This is a genomic window from Pseudomonas sp. JDS08PS003, assembly GCF_045013505.1.
GTDB classification, from domain to species: Bacteria; Pseudomonadota; Gammaproteobacteria; order Pseudomonadales; family Pseudomonadaceae; genus Aquipseudomonas; species Aquipseudomonas protegens_B.
Genome location: NZ_CP120724.1, coordinates 815,183 through 832,926 on the forward strand (window position 1 = coordinate 815,183; position 17,744 = coordinate 832,926).

19 protein-coding genes are annotated in these 17,744 nt (G+C 64.6%); 2 read left to right on the top strand and 17 right to left on the bottom strand.

Annotation, left to right across the window (positions count from 1 at the left end):
• Positions 1-22: 22 nt before the first annotated feature.
• A complete protein-coding gene (locus tag P7C00_RS03635) occupies positions 23-1,288 on the bottom strand; it encodes an Hsp70 family protein (protein ID WP_346634599.1) in 1,266 nt (421 codons plus the stop codon).
• Positions 1,289-1,585: 297 nt separating this feature from the next.
• On the opposite strand from P7C00_RS03635, the gene P7C00_RS03640 reads away from it, so the two are divergent.
• Entirely contained in the window at positions 1,586-2,524 is a 939-nt protein-coding gene (locus tag P7C00_RS03640) for a DnaJ C-terminal domain-containing protein (RefSeq protein WP_346634600.1), read from the top strand.
• A 23-nt stretch (positions 2,525-2,547) separates the two neighbouring features.
• The gene (locus tag P7C00_RS03645; protein ID WP_123723438.1) at positions 2,548-2,850 is read left to right on the top strand and encodes a chaperone modulator CbpM; all 303 of its coding nucleotides are present in this window, start codon (positions 2,548-2,550) and stop codon (positions 2,848-2,850) included.
• A gap of 91 nt (positions 2,851-2,941) precedes the next feature.
• On the opposite strand, the gene P7C00_RS03650 is transcribed toward P7C00_RS03645, so the two are convergent.
• The 16 genes from P7C00_RS03650 to P7C00_RS03725 all read right to left on the bottom strand — a co-directional run bounded on the left by P7C00_RS03650 (position 2,942) and on the right by P7C00_RS03725 (position 17,719).
• Positions 2,942-4,075, bottom strand: coding sequence for a sensor histidine kinase (locus P7C00_RS03650; RefSeq protein WP_404938146.1), 1,134 nt, complete (start codon positions 4,073-4,075; stop codon positions 2,942-2,944).
• 99 nt (positions 4,076-4,174) lie between these two features.
• Positions 4,175-5,875: an urease subunit alpha gene (ureC, locus tag P7C00_RS03655; protein ID WP_404938147.1), complete on the bottom strand. Its 1,701-nt coding sequence runs from the start codon at positions 5,873-5,875 to the stop codon at positions 4,175-4,177.
• Between the two features lie 108 nt (positions 5,876-5,983).
• Complete coding sequence (locus P7C00_RS03660; RefSeq protein ID WP_102862959.1) at positions 5,984-6,289, bottom strand: urease subunit beta; 306 nt, start codon at positions 6,287-6,289, stop codon at positions 5,984-5,986.
• Positions 6,286-6,819, bottom strand: a complete 534-nt coding sequence (locus P7C00_RS03665) for a GNAT family N-acetyltransferase (protein ID WP_110650910.1) — start codon at positions 6,817-6,819, stop codon at positions 6,286-6,288. Before P7C00_RS03665 ends, P7C00_RS03660 begins: the two co-directional genes overlap by 4 nt.
• Positions 6,820-6,826: 7 nt before the next feature.
• Entirely contained in the window at positions 6,827-7,360 is a 534-nt protein-coding gene (locus tag P7C00_RS03670) for an N-acetyltransferase family protein (protein WP_346634603.1), read from the bottom strand.
• 9 nt (positions 7,361-7,369) lie between these two features.
• Positions 7,370-7,672 carry an urease subunit gamma gene (gene ureA / locus P7C00_RS03675; protein WP_003197350.1) on the bottom strand — a complete coding sequence of 101 codons (303 nt, stop codon included), beginning with the start codon at positions 7,670-7,672 and terminating at the stop codon, positions 7,370-7,372.
• A gap of 43 nt (positions 7,673-7,715) precedes the next feature.
• Positions 7,716-8,555, bottom strand: coding sequence for an urease accessory protein UreD (locus P7C00_RS03680; protein ID WP_346634604.1), 840 nt, complete (start codon positions 8,553-8,555; stop codon positions 7,716-7,718).
• 30 nt (positions 8,556-8,585) lie between these two features.
• Positions 8,586-9,284, bottom strand: coding sequence for an urea ABC transporter ATP-binding subunit UrtE (gene urtE, locus P7C00_RS03685; protein ID WP_404938148.1), 699 nt, complete (start codon positions 9,282-9,284; stop codon positions 8,586-8,588).
• Between the two features lie 103 nt (positions 9,285-9,387).
• Positions 9,388-10,248 (bottom strand): urea ABC transporter ATP-binding protein UrtD, encoded by an 861-nt coding sequence (gene urtD / locus P7C00_RS03690; protein ID WP_404938149.1) that lies wholly within the window; start codon positions 10,246-10,248, stop codon positions 9,388-9,390.
• Positions 10,245-11,324: an urea ABC transporter permease subunit UrtC gene (urtC, locus tag P7C00_RS03695; RefSeq protein ID WP_346634605.1), complete on the bottom strand. Its 1,080-nt coding sequence runs from the start codon at positions 11,322-11,324 to the stop codon at positions 10,245-10,247. Before urtC ends, urtD begins: the two co-directional genes overlap by 4 nt.
• Positions 11,324-12,826, bottom strand: coding sequence for an urea ABC transporter permease subunit UrtB (gene urtB / locus P7C00_RS03700; RefSeq protein ID WP_404938150.1), 1,503 nt, complete (start codon positions 12,824-12,826; stop codon positions 11,324-11,326). The genes urtC and urtB overlap by 1 nt, the downstream gene beginning before the upstream one ends.
• Before the next feature lie 147 nt (positions 12,827-12,973).
• Complete coding sequence (urtA, locus tag P7C00_RS03705) at positions 12,974-14,239, bottom strand: urea ABC transporter substrate-binding protein (protein WP_346634607.1); 1,266 nt, start codon at positions 14,237-14,239, stop codon at positions 12,974-12,976.
• A gap of 279 nt (positions 14,240-14,518) precedes the next feature.
• Positions 14,519-14,818, bottom strand: a complete 300-nt coding sequence (locus tag P7C00_RS03710) for a hypothetical protein (RefSeq protein ID WP_346634608.1) — start codon at positions 14,816-14,818, stop codon at positions 14,519-14,521.
• Positions 14,819-14,967: 149 nt separating this feature from the next.
• Positions 14,968-15,978 carry a FecCD family ABC transporter permease gene (locus tag P7C00_RS03715; RefSeq protein WP_404938151.1) on the bottom strand — a complete coding sequence of 337 codons (1,011 nt, stop codon included), beginning with the start codon at positions 15,976-15,978 and terminating at the stop codon, positions 14,968-14,970.
• Positions 15,975-16,934 (bottom strand): ABC transporter substrate-binding protein, encoded by a 960-nt coding sequence (locus tag P7C00_RS03720; RefSeq protein WP_404938152.1) that lies wholly within the window; start codon positions 16,932-16,934, stop codon positions 15,975-15,977. The genes P7C00_RS03715 and P7C00_RS03720 overlap by 4 nt, the downstream gene beginning before the upstream one ends.
• Positions 16,931-17,719 carry an ABC transporter ATP-binding protein gene (locus P7C00_RS03725; RefSeq protein WP_346634611.1) on the bottom strand — a complete coding sequence of 263 codons (789 nt, stop codon included), beginning with the start codon at positions 17,717-17,719 and terminating at the stop codon, positions 16,931-16,933. The genes P7C00_RS03720 and P7C00_RS03725 overlap by 4 nt, the downstream gene beginning before the upstream one ends.
• Between the last annotated feature and the right edge of the window lie 25 nt (positions 17,720-17,744).

The window sequence follows — 17,744 nt, forward strand, 5'->3', positions numbered from 1 at the left end:
ACCAATGTCGGGCGCGGGGTGCCTAGCCGTAGCGCTTTCTGGCTTCAATCGCCAGGCCGCTACCGATGCTGCCGAAGATATTGCCTTCCACATGCCGGGCGTTGGGCAGCATCGCCGCCACGCTCTGGCGCAGTGCCGGAATGCCGCTGGACCCGCCGGTGAAGAACACCGTATCGACCTGACCCACACCGACATTGGCGTCGCTCAGCAATTGGCTGACGCTGGTGCGGATGCGCTCCAGCAGACCGTCGATGGAGCTTTCGAACAGGGCCCGGCTCAGGTCGACACTGAGGTCGCGCTCGATCCGGTCCAGGGGCACCAGGCGGTTCTCGGCGTGGGTCAGCTGGATCTTGGTCTCTTCCACTTCCATGGCCAGCCAGTGGCCGGCGCGCTGTTCGATCAGCTTGAACAGGCGGTCGATGCCGCCGGTGTCTTCGATGTCATAGCGCATGCTGCCCAGGGCCAACTGGGACTTCTGCGAGTACACCGAGTTGATGGTGTGCCAGGTCGCCAGGTTCATGTGGTGGCTGGTGGGCATGTAGGCGCCGCTCTTCATCCGGCTGCCGTAGCCGAACAGTGGCATTACGCCCTGCAGGCTCAGTTGCTTGTCGAAGTCGGTACCGCCGACGTGCACACCGCCGGTGGCGAGGATGTCGTCGTGCCGGTTGTCGACCCCACGGCGCTCGGGGGACAGGCGCACCAGGGAGAAGTCCGAGGTACCACCGCCGATGTCGACGATCAGCACCAGTTCTTCGCGTTCGATGGTGGATTCGTAGTCGAAGGCCGCGGCGATGGGTTCGTACTGGAAGGACACTTCCTTGAAGCCAATCTTGCGGGCCACTTCCACCAGGGTGTCTTCGGCTTCCTGGTCGGCGGCGGCGTCGTCATCGACGAAGAACACCGGACGCCCCAGTACCACTTCGTCGAATTCCCGACCGGCGGTGGCTTCGGCACGGTTCTTGAGCTGGCCGATGAACAGCCCCAGCAGGTCCTTGAACGGCATCGCGGTGCCCAGCACGCTGGTGTCGTGCTTGATCAGCTTGGAGCCCAGCAGGCTTTTCAGCGAGCGCATCAGCCGGCCTTCGTAGCCTTCCAGGTATTCGTGCAACGCCAGGCGGCCATACACCGGACGGCGTTCCTCGATATTGAAGAACACCACCGAAGGCAGGGTGATCTTGTCGTCCTCCAGGGCGATCAGCGTCTCCTCGCCGGGGCGCAGCCAGCCGACGGTGGAGTTGGAGGTACCGAAGTCAATGCCGCAGGCACGGGCCGGGGTGGCGTTGTTCATGTCTTTGGATCCGGTGAAAAAAACGGCCGCGCAGCGTACGCCAGTCCTCGCGCGTTGCAAAGGCCGACTATCTGCTAAATCGCAACCTGTTGTGCCTTGAAAGACTATCCTTGACCCCCAAACTTGCAGGCATGGGCCGAGCAGCCACCTGGGATCACAAGATCCGCCCGAGGCTGCCGATAAACTTCTGATGCGCCGTTCAGTCAGAGGATTGAGATTGATCAATTCTCATGCTGCCAGACCGAGCATGCTGTGCTGCACGCCGCGCGACTTTGATAACGGATGGTGATTCCCTCGATGGACTTCAAAGACTATTACAAGATTCTCGGCGTGGAGCCGACAGCGGACGACAAGGCGATCAAGGCCGCCTATCGCAAGCTGGCGCGCAAGTACCACCCCGACGTCAGTAAGGAAAAGGATGCCGAGGCCAAGTTCAAGGATGCCTCGGAAGCCTATGAAGCGCTGAAAAGCGCGGACAAGCGCGCCGAGTACGACGACCTGCGCAAGTACGGCCAGCATGGCCAGCCGTTCCAGGGGCCTCCGGGCTGGCAGAGCCGTGGTGGCTTTGGTGGCGGTGACGGTGGGGACTTCTCGGACTTCTTCAGTTCGATCTTTGGTAACCGGGGGCCAGGATTCGGCGGCCCGGAACAGCGCCGCAGTAGCGGTCGTCGTGGACAGGATGTGGAAATGGAACTGCCGATCTTTCTTGAAGAAACCCTGTCGACCGAGTCGAAGAAGATCAGCTTCCAGGTGCCGCAGTACAACGCTGCCGGCCAGCATGTGAGCAATACCAGCAAAAGCCTGAACGTGAAGATTCCAGCCGGGGTCACCGACGGCGAACGCATCCGCCTCAAGGGCCAGGGTGCACCGGGCGTTGGCGGCGGAGCCAATGGCGACCTGTACCTGACCATTCGCTTTGCGCCCCATCCGAAGTTCGATGTGGAGGACGAGAACCTGATCATCACCCTGCCGCTGGCCCCTTGGGAGCTGGCGCTGGGCACCGAGGTGGCGGTACCGACCCTGACCGGCAAGATCAACCTCAAGGTCCCGGCCGGCAGCCAGAACGGCCAGCGCATGCGCGCCAAGGGTCATGGCCTGCTGAACAAGGCCGGCCAGCGTGGCTACCTGTTCGTCCAGCTCAAGGCCGTGATGCCCAAGCAGACCGGCGACGACGTCAAGGCGTTGTGGCAGGAGCTGGCGAAGAAGGCCGCGTTCGACCCTCGGGAAAATTTCTGATTCGACACTAGGAGGCGCTGATCATGAGCACCCTGATCGTTCAGCTGGACATGGAAGAGTTCTGTGAAGTGGCCGACCTGTCGGCGGCCTACGTGATCGAAATCGTCGAACACGGCATCCTCGAACCTCAGGGGACGGCGCCCAAGGACTGGCGTTTCAACGATGTTGAACTGTCCCTGGCCAAGCGCGCGGCGAAGTTGCGCCGCGACCTGGACCTGGAGTGGGAAGGCGTCGCCCTGGCGTTGGACCTGCTGGACGAAGTGCGGCAACTGCGGGCCGAGAACCAGATGCTCAAGCAGCGTCTGGGCCGCCTGCTGCTGGATTGATCCGCCTCACTGCGCAGGAGCCGGCTTGCCGGCGAAGAGGCCCCTGGGCCTTGCGCAATCCGGGCTGACGCCTTCGCTGGCAAGCCAGCTCCTACGAGGTGGCGCGGGAGACGCGCGGCAAGATCACGGCGAAGGTGGTGCCGTCGCTCTCGTTGGAGCTGACTTCGATGCTGCCCTGGTGCGCGGTCACCACTTCCTTGACGATGAACAGTCCCAGGCCAAGGCTGGTGCTGGTACTGCCCAGTTCCTCATCGGCACTGCGCACCAAAGGATCGAACAGGGTGCCCAGGGCTTCCTTGGGAATCGGCGGGCCGTAATTGTGCACGGTCAACAGCACCTGTTCCGCACCGCCGGTAATGGTCACGGTCACGGTACGGCGGTTGCTGCCGTGCTGCAGGGCGTTGCCGATCAGGTTCTGCAGCATCTGTTCGATACGTCCCCGGTCCCAGATGCCATGGCTGTCACCCTCGAAGCTCAGTAACGGCGTGCAATCGGGTTGCCCGGCGCAGGCTTCGTCCATGGCAGCCTTGGCGGCGCTGGCCAGGTCCATGGGCGCCGGATCGATGGGCAGGCCATTGCCCAGGCGACTGCGGACGAACTCCAGCAGGTCGCTGACCATGGCGCCCATGTGTCGGGTGCCGCTCTTGATGCGTGAGACAAAGGCCTGGGCGTCGCTATCCAGCGGCATTTTGCGCGCCAGCATCTCGGTGGACATGCTCACCGCCTGCAACGGCGCCCGCAGGTCGTGGCCGAGAATCGCCAGGAAGATGTCCCGTGAGCGGCTGACCTGCTCGGCGTAGGCGCAGGTGGACTCGGCCAGGGCTTCGTCGATGGCCTCGTTGAAACGGATCATGTCTTGCAAGTGTTCCAGGTCCGGCGTCACCAGGCTGGCGACCCACAGGCGGATCACGCAGGCCCGCAGGTGGCGGAACTCGGACGTCATCTGCACCAGATCGAAACCCACGTGATGACGCAGTTCGCCATGGCTGGCGGCGGCCTCATCCAGGCTGGGGGATTTCTCCGGGCCTTCGCCCCTGGCCTTGGCCAACTGCTCACCCGGGCTCTGGGTGATGCGCATGTCCCGGGCGGCGGCCAGCAGGATCGAGGTGGCGTGATCCCGCAGGTCGCTGCGGGTCAGGGTGTCCGCGGCCAGGGTCCTGGCAAATTGTTCCCATTCATCAACGATTCGATCAACGTGCTGCACGATGAAATCGGACAGGCGCATAGCCGGGCACCTTACTGGGCAGAGAGTGGAAAACCGACACGCATCTTAGCGCCTTATCCGCGGCTTCAACACCGGGCCTGCCCAGCGGCCGGACGCGCCTCAGAACAGGAAGTAACGCTGGGCCATGGGCAGCACATCCGCCGGTTCGCACCACAGCAGGACACCATCGGCCTTGACCTGATAAGTCTGCGGGTCGACTTCGATATCCGGCAGGTAGTCGTTGTGGATCAGGTCACTCTTTTGCACCTTGCGACAGCCCTTGACCACGGCGATGCGCTTCTTCAGCCCCAATTGCTCCGGTACGCCGGCGTCCAGTGCGGCCTGGCTGATAAAGGTCAGGCTGGTGGCGTGGCGGCTGCCGCCGTAACTGGCGAACATCGGCCGGTAGTGCACCGGCTGCGGGGTCGGGATCGAGGCATTGGCGTCGCCCATCAGGCTGGCGGCAATGGCCCCGCCCTTGAGGATCAGGGTCGGCTTGACCCCGAAGAAGGCCGGGCGCCAAAGCACCAGATCGGCCCATTTGCCCACCTCGATGGAGCCCACCTCATGGCTGATGCCGTGGGTGATGGCCGGGTTGATGGTGTACTTGGCGATGTAGCGCTTGACCCGGAAGTTGCTGTTGCCCGGGCCGTCTCCCGGCAGCGGGCCGCGCTGGCGGTGCATCTTGTCGGCGGTCTGCCAGGTGCGGGTCACCACTTCGCCGACCCGGCCCATGGCCTGGCTGTCGGAGCTGATCATCGAAAACGCTCCCAGGTCATGGAGGATGTCTTCGGCGGCGATGGTTTCCCGGCGGATGCGGCTCTCGGCGAAGGCCACGTCCTCGGCGATGCTCGGGTCCAGATGGTGGCAGACCATGAGCATGTCCAGGTGTTCGTCGATGGTGTTGCGGGTGAAGGGCCGGGTCGGGTTGGTGGAGCTGGGCAGCACATTGGCGAAGCCGCAGGCCTTGATGATGTCCGGGGCATGGCCGCCGCCGGCACCTTCGGTGTGGTAGGTGTGGATGGTCCGCCCCTTGAAGGCGCCGAGGGTGGTTTCGACGAAGCCGGATTCGTTCAGGGTGTCGGTGTGGATCGCCACCTGCACGTCGTACTCATCGGCCACGCTCAGGCAGTTGTCGATGCTGGCCGGGGTGCTGCCCCAGTCCTCGTGCAGCTTGAGGCCGATGGCCCCCGCCTTGACCTGCTCGATCAAGGGCTCCGGCAGGCTGGCGTTGCCCTTGCCGGTAAAGCCGATGTTCATCGGGAAGGCGTCCGCGGCCTGGAGCATGCGCGCCATGTGCCAAGGTCCGGAGGTGCAGGTGGTGGCGTTGGTCCCGGTGGCCGGCCCGGTGCCGCCGCCGATCATGGTGGTGACGCCGCTCATCAGCGCCTCTTCGATCTGCTGCGGGCAGATGAAGTGGATATGGGTGTCGACGCCGCCGGCGGTGAGGATCATGCCTTCACCAGCGATGACCTCGGTGCTGGCGCCGATGGCGATGGTCACATCGGGCTGGATATCCGGGTTGCCGGCCTTGCCGATGGCGGCGATGCGCCCGTCCTTCAAACCGACGTCAGCCTTGACGATGCCCCAGTGATCGATGATCAGCGCGTTGGTGATCAGGGTGTCCACCACATCGCATGCCAGCAGTTGGCTCTGGCCCATGCCGTCGCGGATCACCTTGCCACCGCCGAACTTCACTTCTTCGCCGTAGGTGGTGAAGTCCTTCTCCACTTCGATCCACAGCTCGGTATCGGCCAGCCGCACCTTGTCGCCCACGGTAGGGCCGAACATATCGGCATAGGCCTCACGGGAAATCTTCATCGCAGCTCCTTACAGAAACAGGTCTTGTAGGAGCCGGCTTGCCGGCGAAGGGGCCCGAAAGACCGCATTCGCCAGCATGCCGGCTCCTACGCGCTTAGGGTCGAGGGGTCAGAGGTCGCCCATGATGCGTCCGGCAAAACCGAATACCCGGCGCTTGCCGGCCAGATCCACCAGTTCCACCTCCCGGGTCTGTCCCGGTTCGAAGCGCACGGCGGTACCGGCGGCAATGTTCAGGCGCATGCCGCGGCTGGCGGCGCGGTCGAAGGTCAGGGCGTCGTTGGTTTCGAAAAAGTGATAGTGGGAGCCGACCTGGATCGGCCGGTCGCCACTGTTGGCCACGCTGAGGGTCAAGGTGCGGCGCCCGGCATTGAGTTCGATCTCGCCAGGCTGGATCTGGTATTGGCCAGGAATCATAGGGGTTGTCCCAGGGTCTTGAAGTAGATGGCGGTGGGGGTATAGGTGCCGTCCGGGCTCTGGCAGTAGTTGGGCAGTTCGCCGACCCGGGTGTAGCCCAGGGAACGGTAGAAGTCCTCGGCCGCCGAGCCTGCCTCGGTGTCCAGGTACAGCAGCCCGCGCTTGTGCTGGCGGGCGGCCTGTTCCAGGGCGTTCATCAATTGCTGGCCCAGGCCACGGCGCCGGGCGCTGTGCAGCACCTGAAGCTTTTGCACCTCGGCGCGGTTGCGCCCATTGGCCTTCATGCACAGCGCCAGTTGCACGCTGGCCAGGACCTTCTCATCGTGAACCACCACCCACAGCATCAGGCTGCCGTCCTCGACCCCGGCCTGCACGCTGCCGAGGTAGTCCCGGGCCTGGCTGTCGTCCAGATCGGCCATGAAGCCGATGGACGCGCCGTGGTGCACCGAATCCAGCAGCAGGTCGATCAATCCTTGACGGTAATGGGCAAAGCTTTCTCCATGGACTCGGCGCAGTTGGGCGGCGTTCATCGAGAGGTCACTCCTTGTGAGGGGCGGGCGGTTGTGCCCCGGGGTTGAGAATCAGCTGCATGAAGGTCAGGTCCAGCCAGCGCCCGAACTTGGTGCCCACCTGGGGCATCTGTCCGGTGCTGATAAAGCCCAGGCGCTGGTGCAGGCGGACCGAGGCGGTGTTGGCGCTTTCGATGGCGGCCACCATCACGTGCTTGTCACAGCCACGGGCGCGTTCCAGCAGCACCGCCATCAGCTGTGGACCCAGGCCGTTGCCGCGCTGGTCGCTGCGGACATAGACCGAATGTTCCACGGTGTGGCGAAAGCCGTCGAAGGGCCGCCAGTCGCCGAAGGAAGCGTAGCCGAGCACCTGCTCCTCGGCGTTGACGATCACCAGGATCGGGTAGCCCTGGGCCTGGCGCGCACTGAACCAGGCCTGGCGGTTGCCCAGGTCCACCGGCGAGTCGTTCCAGATCGCCGTGGTATTGACCACGGCATCGTTGTAGATGTCGCGGATCGCCGGCAGGTCGGCGTGCAACGCGTCGCGGATGCGATAGGTCATGGCGCGGCCTCAGGCGATGGGTTGATGGACAGTGACCAGCTTGGTGCCGTCGGGGAAGGTGGCCTCGACCTGGATCTCCGGGATCATCTCCGGGATGCCTTCCATCACCTGTTCACGGCTGAGCAGGGTGGTGCCGTAGTGCATCAGTTCTGCCACGGTCTGGCCATCCCGGGCACCTTCGAGCAGCGCCGCGGAAATATAGGCCATGGCCTCCGGGTAATTGAGCTTGAGGCCGCGAGCCAGTCGCCGCTCGGCCACCAGGCCGGCGGTGAAGATCAGCAGCTTGTCTTTTTCGCGTGGGGTCAGGTCCATCGTGATCAATCCGTTGTTGGGCAGTTAAAAAAGAGAGTCGGCATCAGGTGTTCCAGATCCTCGGTGGCACAGCCTCGCGGCCCAGCAGCGCCGGGCGCAGCAGACGCCACAGGTCGATCAGCCAGGCCCGGGCCTGCAGGGCTTCACTGGCCAGGCAGCGGGCCACCAGCAGGCCTGGCAGTTGGCTCAGGTCGCCGCGTACCGGGTGCGCCAGGGCGCGGCAGCGCTCCAGCAGTTCGCTGTCGATTTCACCGGTCACCAGCAAAGTGGCGAACACCGGCTGGCCGTCCAGGCCGATGGGGGAATCCAGCAGGCCGTCGCCGCCATTGATGCGCTGGCGTTCATGCCAGAGCGGCCGGCCGTCGCGACGGATGTCCAGGTGCGCCTGGAAGTGCCCTTGCTCGAAGCGCTCGCCACTGGCCGGGCGTCCCAGGGCCACGATGTCCCAGTAGAACAGCCGGGCATCGCCTTGCAGTTCGACCAGGGTGGTCAGTTCGGCCTGGGCGGCGCTGAAGACAATGGTTTCCTGGGGCAGCCATTCCAGGGTCGCCCCCGGTGCCACTTGCAGCCTCAGGGTCTGGCTGGCAGGGCCGGTGGCGCGGTACCACTTGGCGGCACCGGGGCTGGTCAGCTGTGCCCAGGCGCCGTGGTCGACCCGGGCACTGATGGCCAGCCGGTCGCCGCCGGCGATGCCGCCGGGTGGGTGGACGATGATGTGCTGGCACACCTCGGGGCCCTCGGCGTACAGGTGCTTCTGCACCCGCAGCGGGCCCAGGTGGCGACGCAGAACCGGGCGCGTGGTGGCGCCGAAACGGGCGTAGGCCAGCTCCAGCTCGGCGTGCCAGCTGGGGGTGAACAGGGCGGTGACGGCAGGTGAGTTCATGCTGGGTCGTTATCGTTAGGAGGCTACAGATTAGATCGTAACCAGGCCGCGTACACCTTCTGCCTGCATATTTTCCCCACGGCCCTGCTGGACGATTTCGCCCCGGGACATCACCAGATACTGGTCGGCCAGTTCGGCGGCGAAGTCGTAGAACTGCTCCACCAGCAGAATCGCCATATCGCCCTGGGCCGCGAGTTTCTTGATCACCGCGCCGATCTCCTTGATCACCGAGGGCTGGATGCCTTCGGTGGGCTCATCGAGGATCAGCAGCCGGGGGCGGCTGGCCAGGGCGCGACCGATGGCCAGTTGTTGCTGCTGGCCGCCGGAGAGGTCGCCGCCACGGCGCTGCTTCATCTGCAACAGCACCGGGAACAGTTCGTAGATGAAGGCCGGTACTTCCCTGGCCTGGGAGCCGGGGAAGCGGGACAGGCCCATCAGCAGGTTTTCTTCCACAGTCAGGCGGCCGAAGATTTCCCGGCCCTGGGGCACGTAGGCGATCCCGGCGTGGACGCGCTGATGGGGCTTGTAGCCGGTGATGCTCCGACCCTCCCAGTTGACCGTGCCTTCCTTGGCCGGCAGCAGGCCCATCAGGCATTTGAGCAGGGTGGTCTTGCCCACGCCGTTGCGCCCCAGCAGGCAGGTGACTTCGCCGATCCGGGCTTCGAAGCTCAGGCCGCGCAGGATGTGGCTACCGCCGTAGTATTGGTGCAGCTTGTCGACTTGGAGCATGGTCGGGTACTCGAATTTTGTGGGGATTGCGGGGTGGCCTTCGCTGGCAACCCAGCTCCTACGGGAGCGGGTAGGAGCCGGCTGCCGGCGAGCGGCGGTTGCGCTAACGGCCGAGGTACACCTCGATCACCCGTTCGTTTTCCTGCACCTGCTCCAGGGACCCTTCGGCCAGTACGCTGCCCTGGTGCAGCACGGTGACGTGGTCGGCAATCGAGCCGACAAAGCCCATGTCGTGTTCCACCACCATCAACGAGTGCTTGCCCGCCAGGGTCTTGAACAGCTCGGCGGTGAACTCGGTCTCGGCGTCGGTCATGCCCGCCACCGGCTCGTCCAGCAACAGCAGTTGCGGGTCTTGCATCAGCAGCATGCCGATCTCCAGGAACTGTTTCTGACCGTGGGACAGCAAGCCCGCCTGGCGCTGGGCCGAAGGGCTCAGGCGAATGGTCTCCAGCACTTGGGCGATGCGGTCCTTCTGCTCACCGTTCAGGCGCGCCCCGAGGCTGGCCCACACCGACTTGTCGGTCTTCTGCGCCAGCTCCAGGTTCTCGAACACGCTCAGGGCCTCGAACACCGTGGGCTTCTGGAACTTGCGGCCGATCCCGGCCTGGGCGATCTGCACTTCGCTCATCTGGGTCAGGTCCAGGGTTTCGCCGAACCAGGCCTTGCCCTGGGTGGGGCGGGTCTTGCCGGTGATCACGTCCATCAGGGTGGTCTTGCCGGCGCCGTTGGGGCCGATGATGCAGCGCAGCTCGCCGACGCCGATGTACAGGTTGAGGTCGTTGAGGGCCTTGAAACCGTCGAAGCTGACGCTGATGTCTTCCAGGGTCAGGATGGTGCCGTGGCGGGTGTTGAGGCCCTTGCCGGCAGCGTGCCCGAGGCCGATGGCGTCGCGGCTGCTGCCCTGGTCCTTGTTGGGTTCGAGGATGGGTTCGAGCATGAAATCCGCGGTCGCTGTGACTCTCATTGCTCACCTCGTTTCTTCAGCAGGCCGATCACGCCCTTGGGCAGGTACAGGGTCACCACGATGAACAGGGCGCCGAGGAAGAACAGCCAGTATTCGGGGAAGGCCACGGTGAACCAGCTCTTCATGCCGTTCACCAGCCCGGCTCCCAGCAGTGGTCCGATCAGCGTGCCGCGTCCGCCCAGGGCTACCCACACGGCGGCTTCGATGGAGTTGGTGGGGGACATTTCGCTGGGGTTGATGATGCCCACCTGGGGCACATACAGCGCGCCAGCCAAGCCGCACAGCACGGCGCTCAAGACCCAGACGAACAGCTTGAAGCCACGCGGGTCGTAGCCGCAGAACATCAGGCGGTTTTCGGCATCGCGCAGGGCGGTCAGCACCCGGCCGAACTTACTCCGGGCCAGGCGCCAGCCCAGGTACAGGCTGGCCACCAGTAGCAGCACCGTGGCCAGGAACAGCGCCGCGCGGGTGCCGGGTTCGGTGATGCCGAAACCCAGGATGCTGCGGAAGTTGGTGAAGCCGTTGTTGCCGCCAAAACCGGTCTCGTTGCGAAAGAACAGCAGCATCCCGGCAAACGTCAGGGCCTGGGTCATGATCGAGAAGTACACGCCCTTGATCCGTGAGCGGAAGGCGAAGAAACCGAACACCAGGGCCAGCAGACCCGGCGCCAGCACCACCAGGCACAGGGCCCAGAGGAAGTGGCTGGTGCCGGTCCAGTACCAGGGCAGCTCGCTCCACGAAAGGAAGGTCATGAACGCCGGCAGGCCGTCTCCGGCGGCCTGGCGCATCAGGTACATGCCCATGGCGTAGCCGCCCAGGGCGAAGAACAGGCCGTGGCCCAGGGACAGCAGTCCGGCATAGCCCCAGACCAGATCCAGGGCCAGGGCGACAATGGCGTAGCAGAGAATCTTGCCCACCAGGGTCAGGGTGTAGGCCGAGACCTGCAGCGGGTTGCCCGCCGGCAGCAGTGACAACAGCGGCAACGCCAGCAGCACCAGGAGCAGCAGCGCGCCGACCGCGATCGTGACCTTGGGCCCGGCTTTCTGGCTGGCGGTAATCAGCAGTGGTTGATTCATCAGTCGATCACCCGTCCTTTCAATGCGAAGAGTCCTTGCGGGCGTTTCTGGATAAACAGAATGATCAGCGCCAGGATGAGGATCTTGCCCAACACGGCGCCGATCTGCGGTTCGAGGATCTTGTTCGCCACCCCCAGACCAAAGGCCGCCAGCACACTGCCGGCCAGTTGCCCGACCCCGCCGAGCACCACCACCAGGAACGAGTCGATGATGTAGCTCTGACCGAGGTCCGGGCCGACGTTGCCGACTTGGCTCAGGGCCACGCCACCGAGGCCGGCGATGCCCGAGCCGAGACCGAAGGCGAGCATGTCCACGCGCCCGGTGGGCACGCCGCAGCAGGCGGCCATGTTGCGGTTCTGGGTTACTGCACGCACGTTCAGGCCCAGGCGGGTCTTGTTCAGCAGCAGCCAGGTGAGCACGACAACGAACAGCGCGAAGGCGATGATCACGATGCGGTTGTAGGGCAGTACCAGATTGGGCAATACCTGGATGCCGCCGGAGAGCCAGGCCGGGTTCGCCACCTCGACGTTCTGCGCGCCGAACAGCAGGCGCACCAGTTGGATCAGCATCAGGCTGATGCCCCAGGTGGCCAGCAGGGTTTCCAGGGGCCGGCCATAGAGATGACGGATCACCGTGCGCTCCAGGGCCATGCCGATCCCGGCGGTGACGAAGAACGCCACCGGCAGTGCCAGCAGCGGGTAGTACTCGATGGCTTGCGGGGCGTAGCGCTGGAACAGCAATTGCACCACGTAGGTGGCGTAGGCGCCGAGCATCAGCATCTCGCCGTGGGCCATGTTGATCACCCCCAGCAGGCCGAAGGTGATGGCCAGGCCCAGGGCCGCAAGCAGCAGGATCGAACCCAGGGACAAGCCGCTGAAGGCCTGGCCGAGGACTTCACCCACCAGCAGCTTGCGCTTGACCTGGGCCAGGCTGGTTTCGGCGGCGGTGCGCACGTTGGCATCGGCCTCGACACCGGGTTCGAGCAAGCCTTCGAGGCGGGTGCGGGCCAGCGGGTCGCCGGTTTCCCCCAGCAGGCGCACGGCGGCCAGACGTACTGCCGGGTCGCTGTCCACCAATTGCAGGTTGGCCAGGGCCAGGCTCAGGGCGTCGTGCACGCCGGGGTCTTGCTCGGCTGCCAGCTGGGCATCGAGGAATTTCAATTGCGCCGGCTTGGCGCTTTTCTGCAGTTGCCGGGCGGCATCGAGTCGGCTGCCGGCATCGGCGGCGAGCAATTGATGGCTGGCCAGTGCGGTGTCGATCAGGCCCCGCAGGCGGTTGTTCAGGCGCAGGGTTTTGCTTTCACCGGCGATGCTCAACTGGCCCTGTTGCAGGGCGTTGAGCAGTTCGATGCGCGCCGGATCGGGCTGCGCGGCCCAGCTTTCCAGAAGCTGGGCCTGTTGCGTGGGATTGGCCGTGACGAAGTCTTCGGCATCACCGGCTTGGGCCGCCCATGGCAGCAACAGCAGGCAGGCGAGGATGAAACGGTAAAGGGCAGTGGGCATATCGATGTCCTTGAAAGCGCCTGGGTAACCTGTAGGAGCGAGCTTGCTCGCGATCCGCGCAGCGGCCAGCCGGGCGGTTTTCGTTGCAGGTCCAACGGACCTCATCGCGAGCAAGCTCGCTCCTGCAGGAAAGGCGTCAGGTTCGGATCAGTTGCTCTTGACCGCGTAGTCCGGCTTTTTGTCGTTGCCCGGGATGAAGGGGCTCCAGGGCTGGGCGCGGATCGGGCCTTCGGTCTGCCAGACCACGTTGAACTGACCGTCCGGCTGGATCTCGCCGATCATCACCGGCTTGTGCAGGTGGTGGTTGGTCTTGTCCATGGTCAGGGTGTAGCCCGACGGTGCGGCGAAGGTCTGCCCGGCCAGCGCCTCACGGACCTTGTCGACATCGGTGGACTTGGCTTTCTCCACTGCCTGGGCCCACATGTGGATACCGACGTAGGTGGCTTCCATCGGGTCGTTGGTCACGGCCTTGTCCGCACCCGGCAGGTTCTTGGCCTTGGCGTAGGCTTTCCAGGCGGCGACGAACTTCTGGTTCACCGGGTTATCCACCGATTCGAAGTAGTTCCACGCCGCCAGGTTGCCCACCAGTGGCTTGGTGTCGATGCCGCGCAATTCTTCCTCGCCCACGGAGAACGCCACCACCGGCACGTCGGTGGCCTTCAGGCCCTGGTTGGCCAGCTCCTTGTAGAAGGGCACGTTGGAATCGCCGTTGACCGTGGAGATCACTGCGGTCTTGCCGCCGGCGGAGAACTTCTTGATGTTGGCGACGATGGTTTGATAGTCGGCGTGGCCGAAGGGGGTGTAGACCTCTTCGATGTCCTTGTCCGCCACGCCCTTGGAGTGCAGGAACGAGCGCAGGATCTTGTTGGTGGTGCGCGGGTAGACGTAGTCGGTGCCCAGGAGGAAGAAGCGCTTGGCGCTGCCGCCGTCCTCGCTCATCAGGTATTCCACCGCCGGGATCGCTTGCTGGTTCGGCGCAGCGCCGGTGTAGAAGACGTTGGGCGACATTTCTTCGCCTTCGTACTGCACCGGGTAGAACAACAGGCCGTTGAGCTCTTCGAATACCGGCAGCACCGATTTGCGCGACACCGAAGTCCAGCAGCCGAACACCACCGCCACCTTGTCCTGGGTTAGCAACTGCCGGCCCTTTTCGGCGAACAGCGGCCAGTTGGAGGCCGGGTCCACCACCACGGGTTCCAGCAGCTTGCCGTTGACCCCGCCCTTGGCGTTGATCTCGTCAATGGTCATCAGCGCCATGTCTTTGAGCGAGGTTTCAGAGATCGCCATGGTCCCCGACAGGGAATGCAGGATACCGACCTTGATGGTCTCGGCGGCCTGGACGGTCCAGGTCATGCCCATCGCGGCAATGCTTGCCGAGAGAGTGAAAGCCTTGAGCAAACTACGACGCTTCATTGTGCGATCTCCATGAACTTTTGATTTTTTTCAGGTGGCAGATGCGGACTTCACAGGCGCAGTGAAAACCTTGGCTAACGCAGCAGTTTTCACTCCGCCTGTACTGAAGGGCTGTTTTGCAAGGGATGTGCCGAGTCGGCGCAGGGCATGAAAACGTCGCTTTAACTGCGACGGCGGGAGAGGTGATGCCCCAAGACGAGGCCTGGGCTAGGGCGTGGTGCGCGAGGATGCGTCATTGTGGTGCTGCCGCAGAGCGGCAGCCGTGATCGCAGGGGAGCTTCAATTCACGCCGGGGAAGGAGTCGACATATTTGATGGTGAAGTCCGGAAAGGAGTCGACGATCTGGATCTTGTAATCGGGAAAACTGTTGACGATCTTCCATTTGCCCGCCGAGTCGGGAAAGGAGTTGACCTGCTTCACCTTCAGATCGGGAAAGGAGTTCACCACCTTGACCTTGTAGTCGGGGAAGCTGTTGACGATCTGGATGTTGCCGTAGATTTTCGAGACGTCGACCGAGGTGCCGGCCTGGGCGCCAAGGGAGGTGCCGAGCAGCACGGCCAAGAGTGCGGTTCTGAACATGAGACTCATCCTGAGAGATCGAAGCGCGCGATCTTAAAGCAAGGGCGACGTTTGTAGGAGCTGGCTTGCCAGCGAAGAGGCCCTCGAACCTGGCACAAGGCTCACGGGCGCCTTCGCCGGCAAGCCGGCTCCTACAGAGGCGGGCACAGTCAGCGGCGGCGCATCAGGCCGATGAAGAACACCCCGCCAATGGCCGCCGTGGCCACGCCGATGGGCAGGTCCTCGGGGGCGATCAGGGTGCGGGCGGCGACGTCGACCCAGACCAGGAACAGGCTGCCCAGCAGCACGCACACCGGCAGCAAGCGGCGATGTTCGGCGCCCACCAGGCGCCGGGCGATGTGCGGCACCATCAGCCCGACAAAACCGATGGAGCCACTGATGGACACCAGCACCCCGGTCATCAGGGAGGCGATCAGGAACACCTTGAAGCGTACGTTGCGTGCGTTCAGACCCAGGGTCACGGCAGTCTGCTCCCCGGCCATCAAGGCATTCAGCGGCCGGGCCATGCCCAGTAGCAACACCAGCCCCAGCAGCACGCTGGCGGCAGGAATCGCCAGCAGTTCCCAGCGCGCCAGCCCCAGGCCGCCGAGCATCCAGAACATCACCGCGGAGCTGGCCCGGTGGTCGCCCATGAACAGCAGCAGGTTGGCCACCGCCATCATCACGAAGGACACCGCCACGCCGCACAGCAGCAGTCGGTCACTGTCGAGCCGGCCGTTGCGAGCGGCAATGCCCAGCACCAGGACCATGCTCGCCAGGGCGCCGACAAAGGCCGCCAGGGGCAGGGTCAGCAGCCCGATGACTTGCCCCAGGTGCAGCACCACGATCACCGCGCCGAGGGTGGCGCCGGAGGTCACCCCCAGCAGGTGCGGGTCGGCCAGTGGGTTGCGGGTCACCGCTTGCAGCACCGCGCCGATCAGCGCCAGCCCGGCGCCTACCAGAGCCCCCAGGAGCATGCGCGGGACGCGGATCAGCCAGACGATATGCTCCTGGCCCGGGCTCCAGTCCACTGTTCCCAGGCCCAGGGCCTTGTGCAGGAGAATCCGCCAGACCACATCCGCCGGCACCCGCGCCGGGCCAAACCCCAGGGACAGCACACAGGACACCAGCAGCAGGGCGGCGAGGGTCAGCAACAGCCAGGCATAACGACTTTTGATCATTCGCCGTGGAAACCCTTGGCCAGGGTTTCCACGGCCAGCACGTTGTCGATGCCCGGGGTGGCCTGCACATAGGGAATGACGATGAAGCGCTGGTTCTTGATCGCGTCGACTCCTTGCAGGGCCTGGTTGTTCAGCAGGAACTGCTGCTTTTGCTCGGCCGTGACTTCGCTGTAGTCGACGATGACGATCACTTGCGGGTTGCGCTCGACCACGGTCTCCCAGTTGATCCGGGTCCAGCTGGCCTCGACGTCATCGAGAATGTTGCGCCCTCCGGCGGCATCGATCAGGGCCTGGGGCATGCCCAGGCGGCCCGAGGTCATGGCCCGGTCTTCGCCGCTGTCATAGAGGAACACCCGAGGCTTGTCCTGGGGCAGGTCCTTCTGTACTTCGGCGACCTGCTCCTGCATCTGAGCGATCAGGGCGTTGGCACGGTCCTGCACGTCGAAGATCCGCCCCAGGTTGCGCAGGTCGTTGTAGGTGTCCTCAAGGCTGGCTGCCGGGCGCTTCATGACGAAGGCGCAGGACTCGGTCAGCTCGTAGACGTTGATCCCCAGGGGCGCCAGGGTTTGCGGGGTCAGGTCGCCGCCGACGCGCATGCCGTAGTCCCAGCCGGCGAACAGGAAGTCGACGTTGGCGTTGAGCAGGGTTTCCACTGAAGGGTACTTGGCTGCCAGCTCCGGCAGGCCGTCCAGCAGGGTGCTCATTTGCGGGGTCACGGCCTTCCAGCCACTGACGCCGCTGTAGCCCACCATCCGCGACTTGAGCCCCAGGGCCAGCATCATCTGGGTCATGTTGATGTCATGGCTGAGGGCGTGTTGCGGCGCTTGCTTGAAGGTCACTTCGCGGTTGCAGCTGGTGAGGGTCAGCGGGTAGTGAGTGGCCGCGGCGAAGGCTTGGGCAGTGGCCAGCGACAGGGTCAGGGCGAGGCCGGAGCGAAGCAGGGAGCGCAAGGTCATGGTTGAGTGATCCAGGTGATTCGTGGGTAGCCGGACAGGGGGTGGGAGTCGATCAGCGCCTCGACGCCGAAGACATTGCGCAGCAGCTCGACCGTGAGCACTTCGCTGGGAGGGCCGCTGGCGACGATGCGCCCGTGATCGAGGACATACAGCCGGTCGCAGAAGGCCGCGGCCAGGTTCAGGTCGTGGATGCTGGCCAGGGTGCCGATGCCCAGGCGTTTGACCCGTTGCAACAGCTCCAGCTGGTAGCGCGGGTCGAGGTGGTTGGTCGGTTCGTCGAGGATCAGCAGTTGCGGCCGCTGGGCCAGGGCCCGGGCCAGGATCACCCGCTGTTTCTCTCCCCCCGACAAGGTGGCGAAAGCATGGTCCTCGAAACCCAGCAGGCCCACCGACTCCAGGGCCTCGCGAGCGATGCTGCGGTCTTCCTGAGTATCTGCATCGAACAGGCCCTTGTGGGGCGTGCGGCCCATGGCGACCACTTCCTCCACCGTCAGGCCGAAGGCGTCGGGGAATTCCTGGAGCACCACGGCGATGCGTTGCGCGCACCAGCGTGGAGATTGCTTCCACACATTCTGATGCTCAAGCTGCACCTCACCCTGCTGCGGCTTGCTGAAGCGATAGGCGCAGCGCAGCAGGCTGGTCTTGCCGCTGCCGTTGGGCCCGATCAGGCCAACGAACTCGCCGGCCGCCACTTGCAGGCTGGCCTCACGCAGTTGGAACTGGTGATGGCAGTGACCCTGGCCCAGGGGTGTCCAGGCCAGGTTGGTGAGGTTCAGCGAGGTCATGCCGTGTCCGTGTGATCCCCGCGCC

Bases quoted from the DNA above. Each gene is read 5' to 3' on its own strand.
- P7C00_RS03635 (WP_346634599.1), bottom strand. From the start codon at position 1,288: ATGAACAACGCCACCCCGGCCCGTGCCTGCGGCATTGACTTCGGTACC.
- P7C00_RS03640 (WP_346634600.1), top strand. From the start codon at position 1,586: ATGGACTTCAAAGACTATTACAAGATTCTCGGCGTGGAGCCGACAGCG.
- P7C00_RS03645 (WP_123723438.1), top strand. From the start codon at position 2,548: ATGAGCACCCTGATCGTTCAGCTGGACATGGAAGAGTTCTGTGAAGTG.
- P7C00_RS03650 (WP_404938146.1), bottom strand. From the start codon at position 4,075: ATGCGCCTGTCCGATTTCATCGTGCAGCACGTTGATCGAATCGTTGAT.
- ureC (WP_404938147.1), bottom strand. From the start codon at position 5,875: ATGAAGATTTCCCGTGAGGCCTATGCCGATATGTTCGGCCCTACCGTG.
- P7C00_RS03660 (WP_102862959.1), bottom strand. From the start codon at position 6,289: ATGATTCCTGGCCAATACCAGATCCAGCCTGGCGAGATCGAACTCAAT.
- P7C00_RS03665 (WP_110650910.1), bottom strand. From the start codon at position 6,819: ATGAACGCCGCCCAACTGCGCCGAGTCCATGGAGAAAGCTTTGCCCAT.
- P7C00_RS03670 (WP_346634603.1), bottom strand. From the start codon at position 7,360: ATGACCTATCGCATCCGCGACGCGTTGCACGCCGACCTGCCGGCGATC.
- ureA (WP_003197350.1), bottom strand. From the start codon at position 7,672: ATGGACCTGACCCCACGCGAAAAAGACAAGCTGCTGATCTTCACCGCC.
- P7C00_RS03680 (WP_346634604.1), bottom strand. From the start codon at position 8,555: ATGAACTCACCTGCCGTCACCGCCCTGTTCACCCCCAGCTGGCACGCC.
- urtE (WP_404938148.1), bottom strand. From the start codon at position 9,284: ATGCTCCAAGTCGACAAGCTGCACCAATACTACGGCGGTAGCCACATC.
- urtD (WP_404938149.1), bottom strand. From the start codon at position 10,248: ATGAGAGTCACAGCGACCGCGGATTTCATGCTCGAACCCATCCTCGAA.
- urtC (WP_346634605.1), bottom strand. From the start codon at position 11,324: ATGAATCAACCACTGCTGATTACCGCCAGCCAGAAAGCCGGGCCCAAG.
- urtB (WP_404938150.1), bottom strand. From the start codon at position 12,826: ATGCCCACTGCCCTTTACCGTTTCATCCTCGCCTGCCTGCTGTTGCTG.
- urtA (WP_346634607.1), bottom strand. From the start codon at position 14,239: ATGAAGCGTCGTAGTTTGCTCAAGGCTTTCACTCTCTCGGCAAGCATT.
- P7C00_RS03710 (WP_346634608.1), bottom strand. From the start codon at position 14,818: ATGTTCAGAACCGCACTCTTGGCCGTGCTGCTCGGCACCTCCCTTGGC.
- P7C00_RS03715 (WP_404938151.1), bottom strand. From the start codon at position 15,978: ATGATCAAAAGTCGTTATGCCTGGCTGTTGCTGACCCTCGCCGCCCTG.
- P7C00_RS03720 (WP_404938152.1), bottom strand. From the start codon at position 16,934: ATGACCTTGCGCTCCCTGCTTCGCTCCGGCCTCGCCCTGACCCTGTCG.
- P7C00_RS03725 (WP_346634611.1), bottom strand. From the start codon at position 17,719: ATGACCTCGCTGAACCTCACCAACCTGGCCTGGACACCCCTGGGCCAG.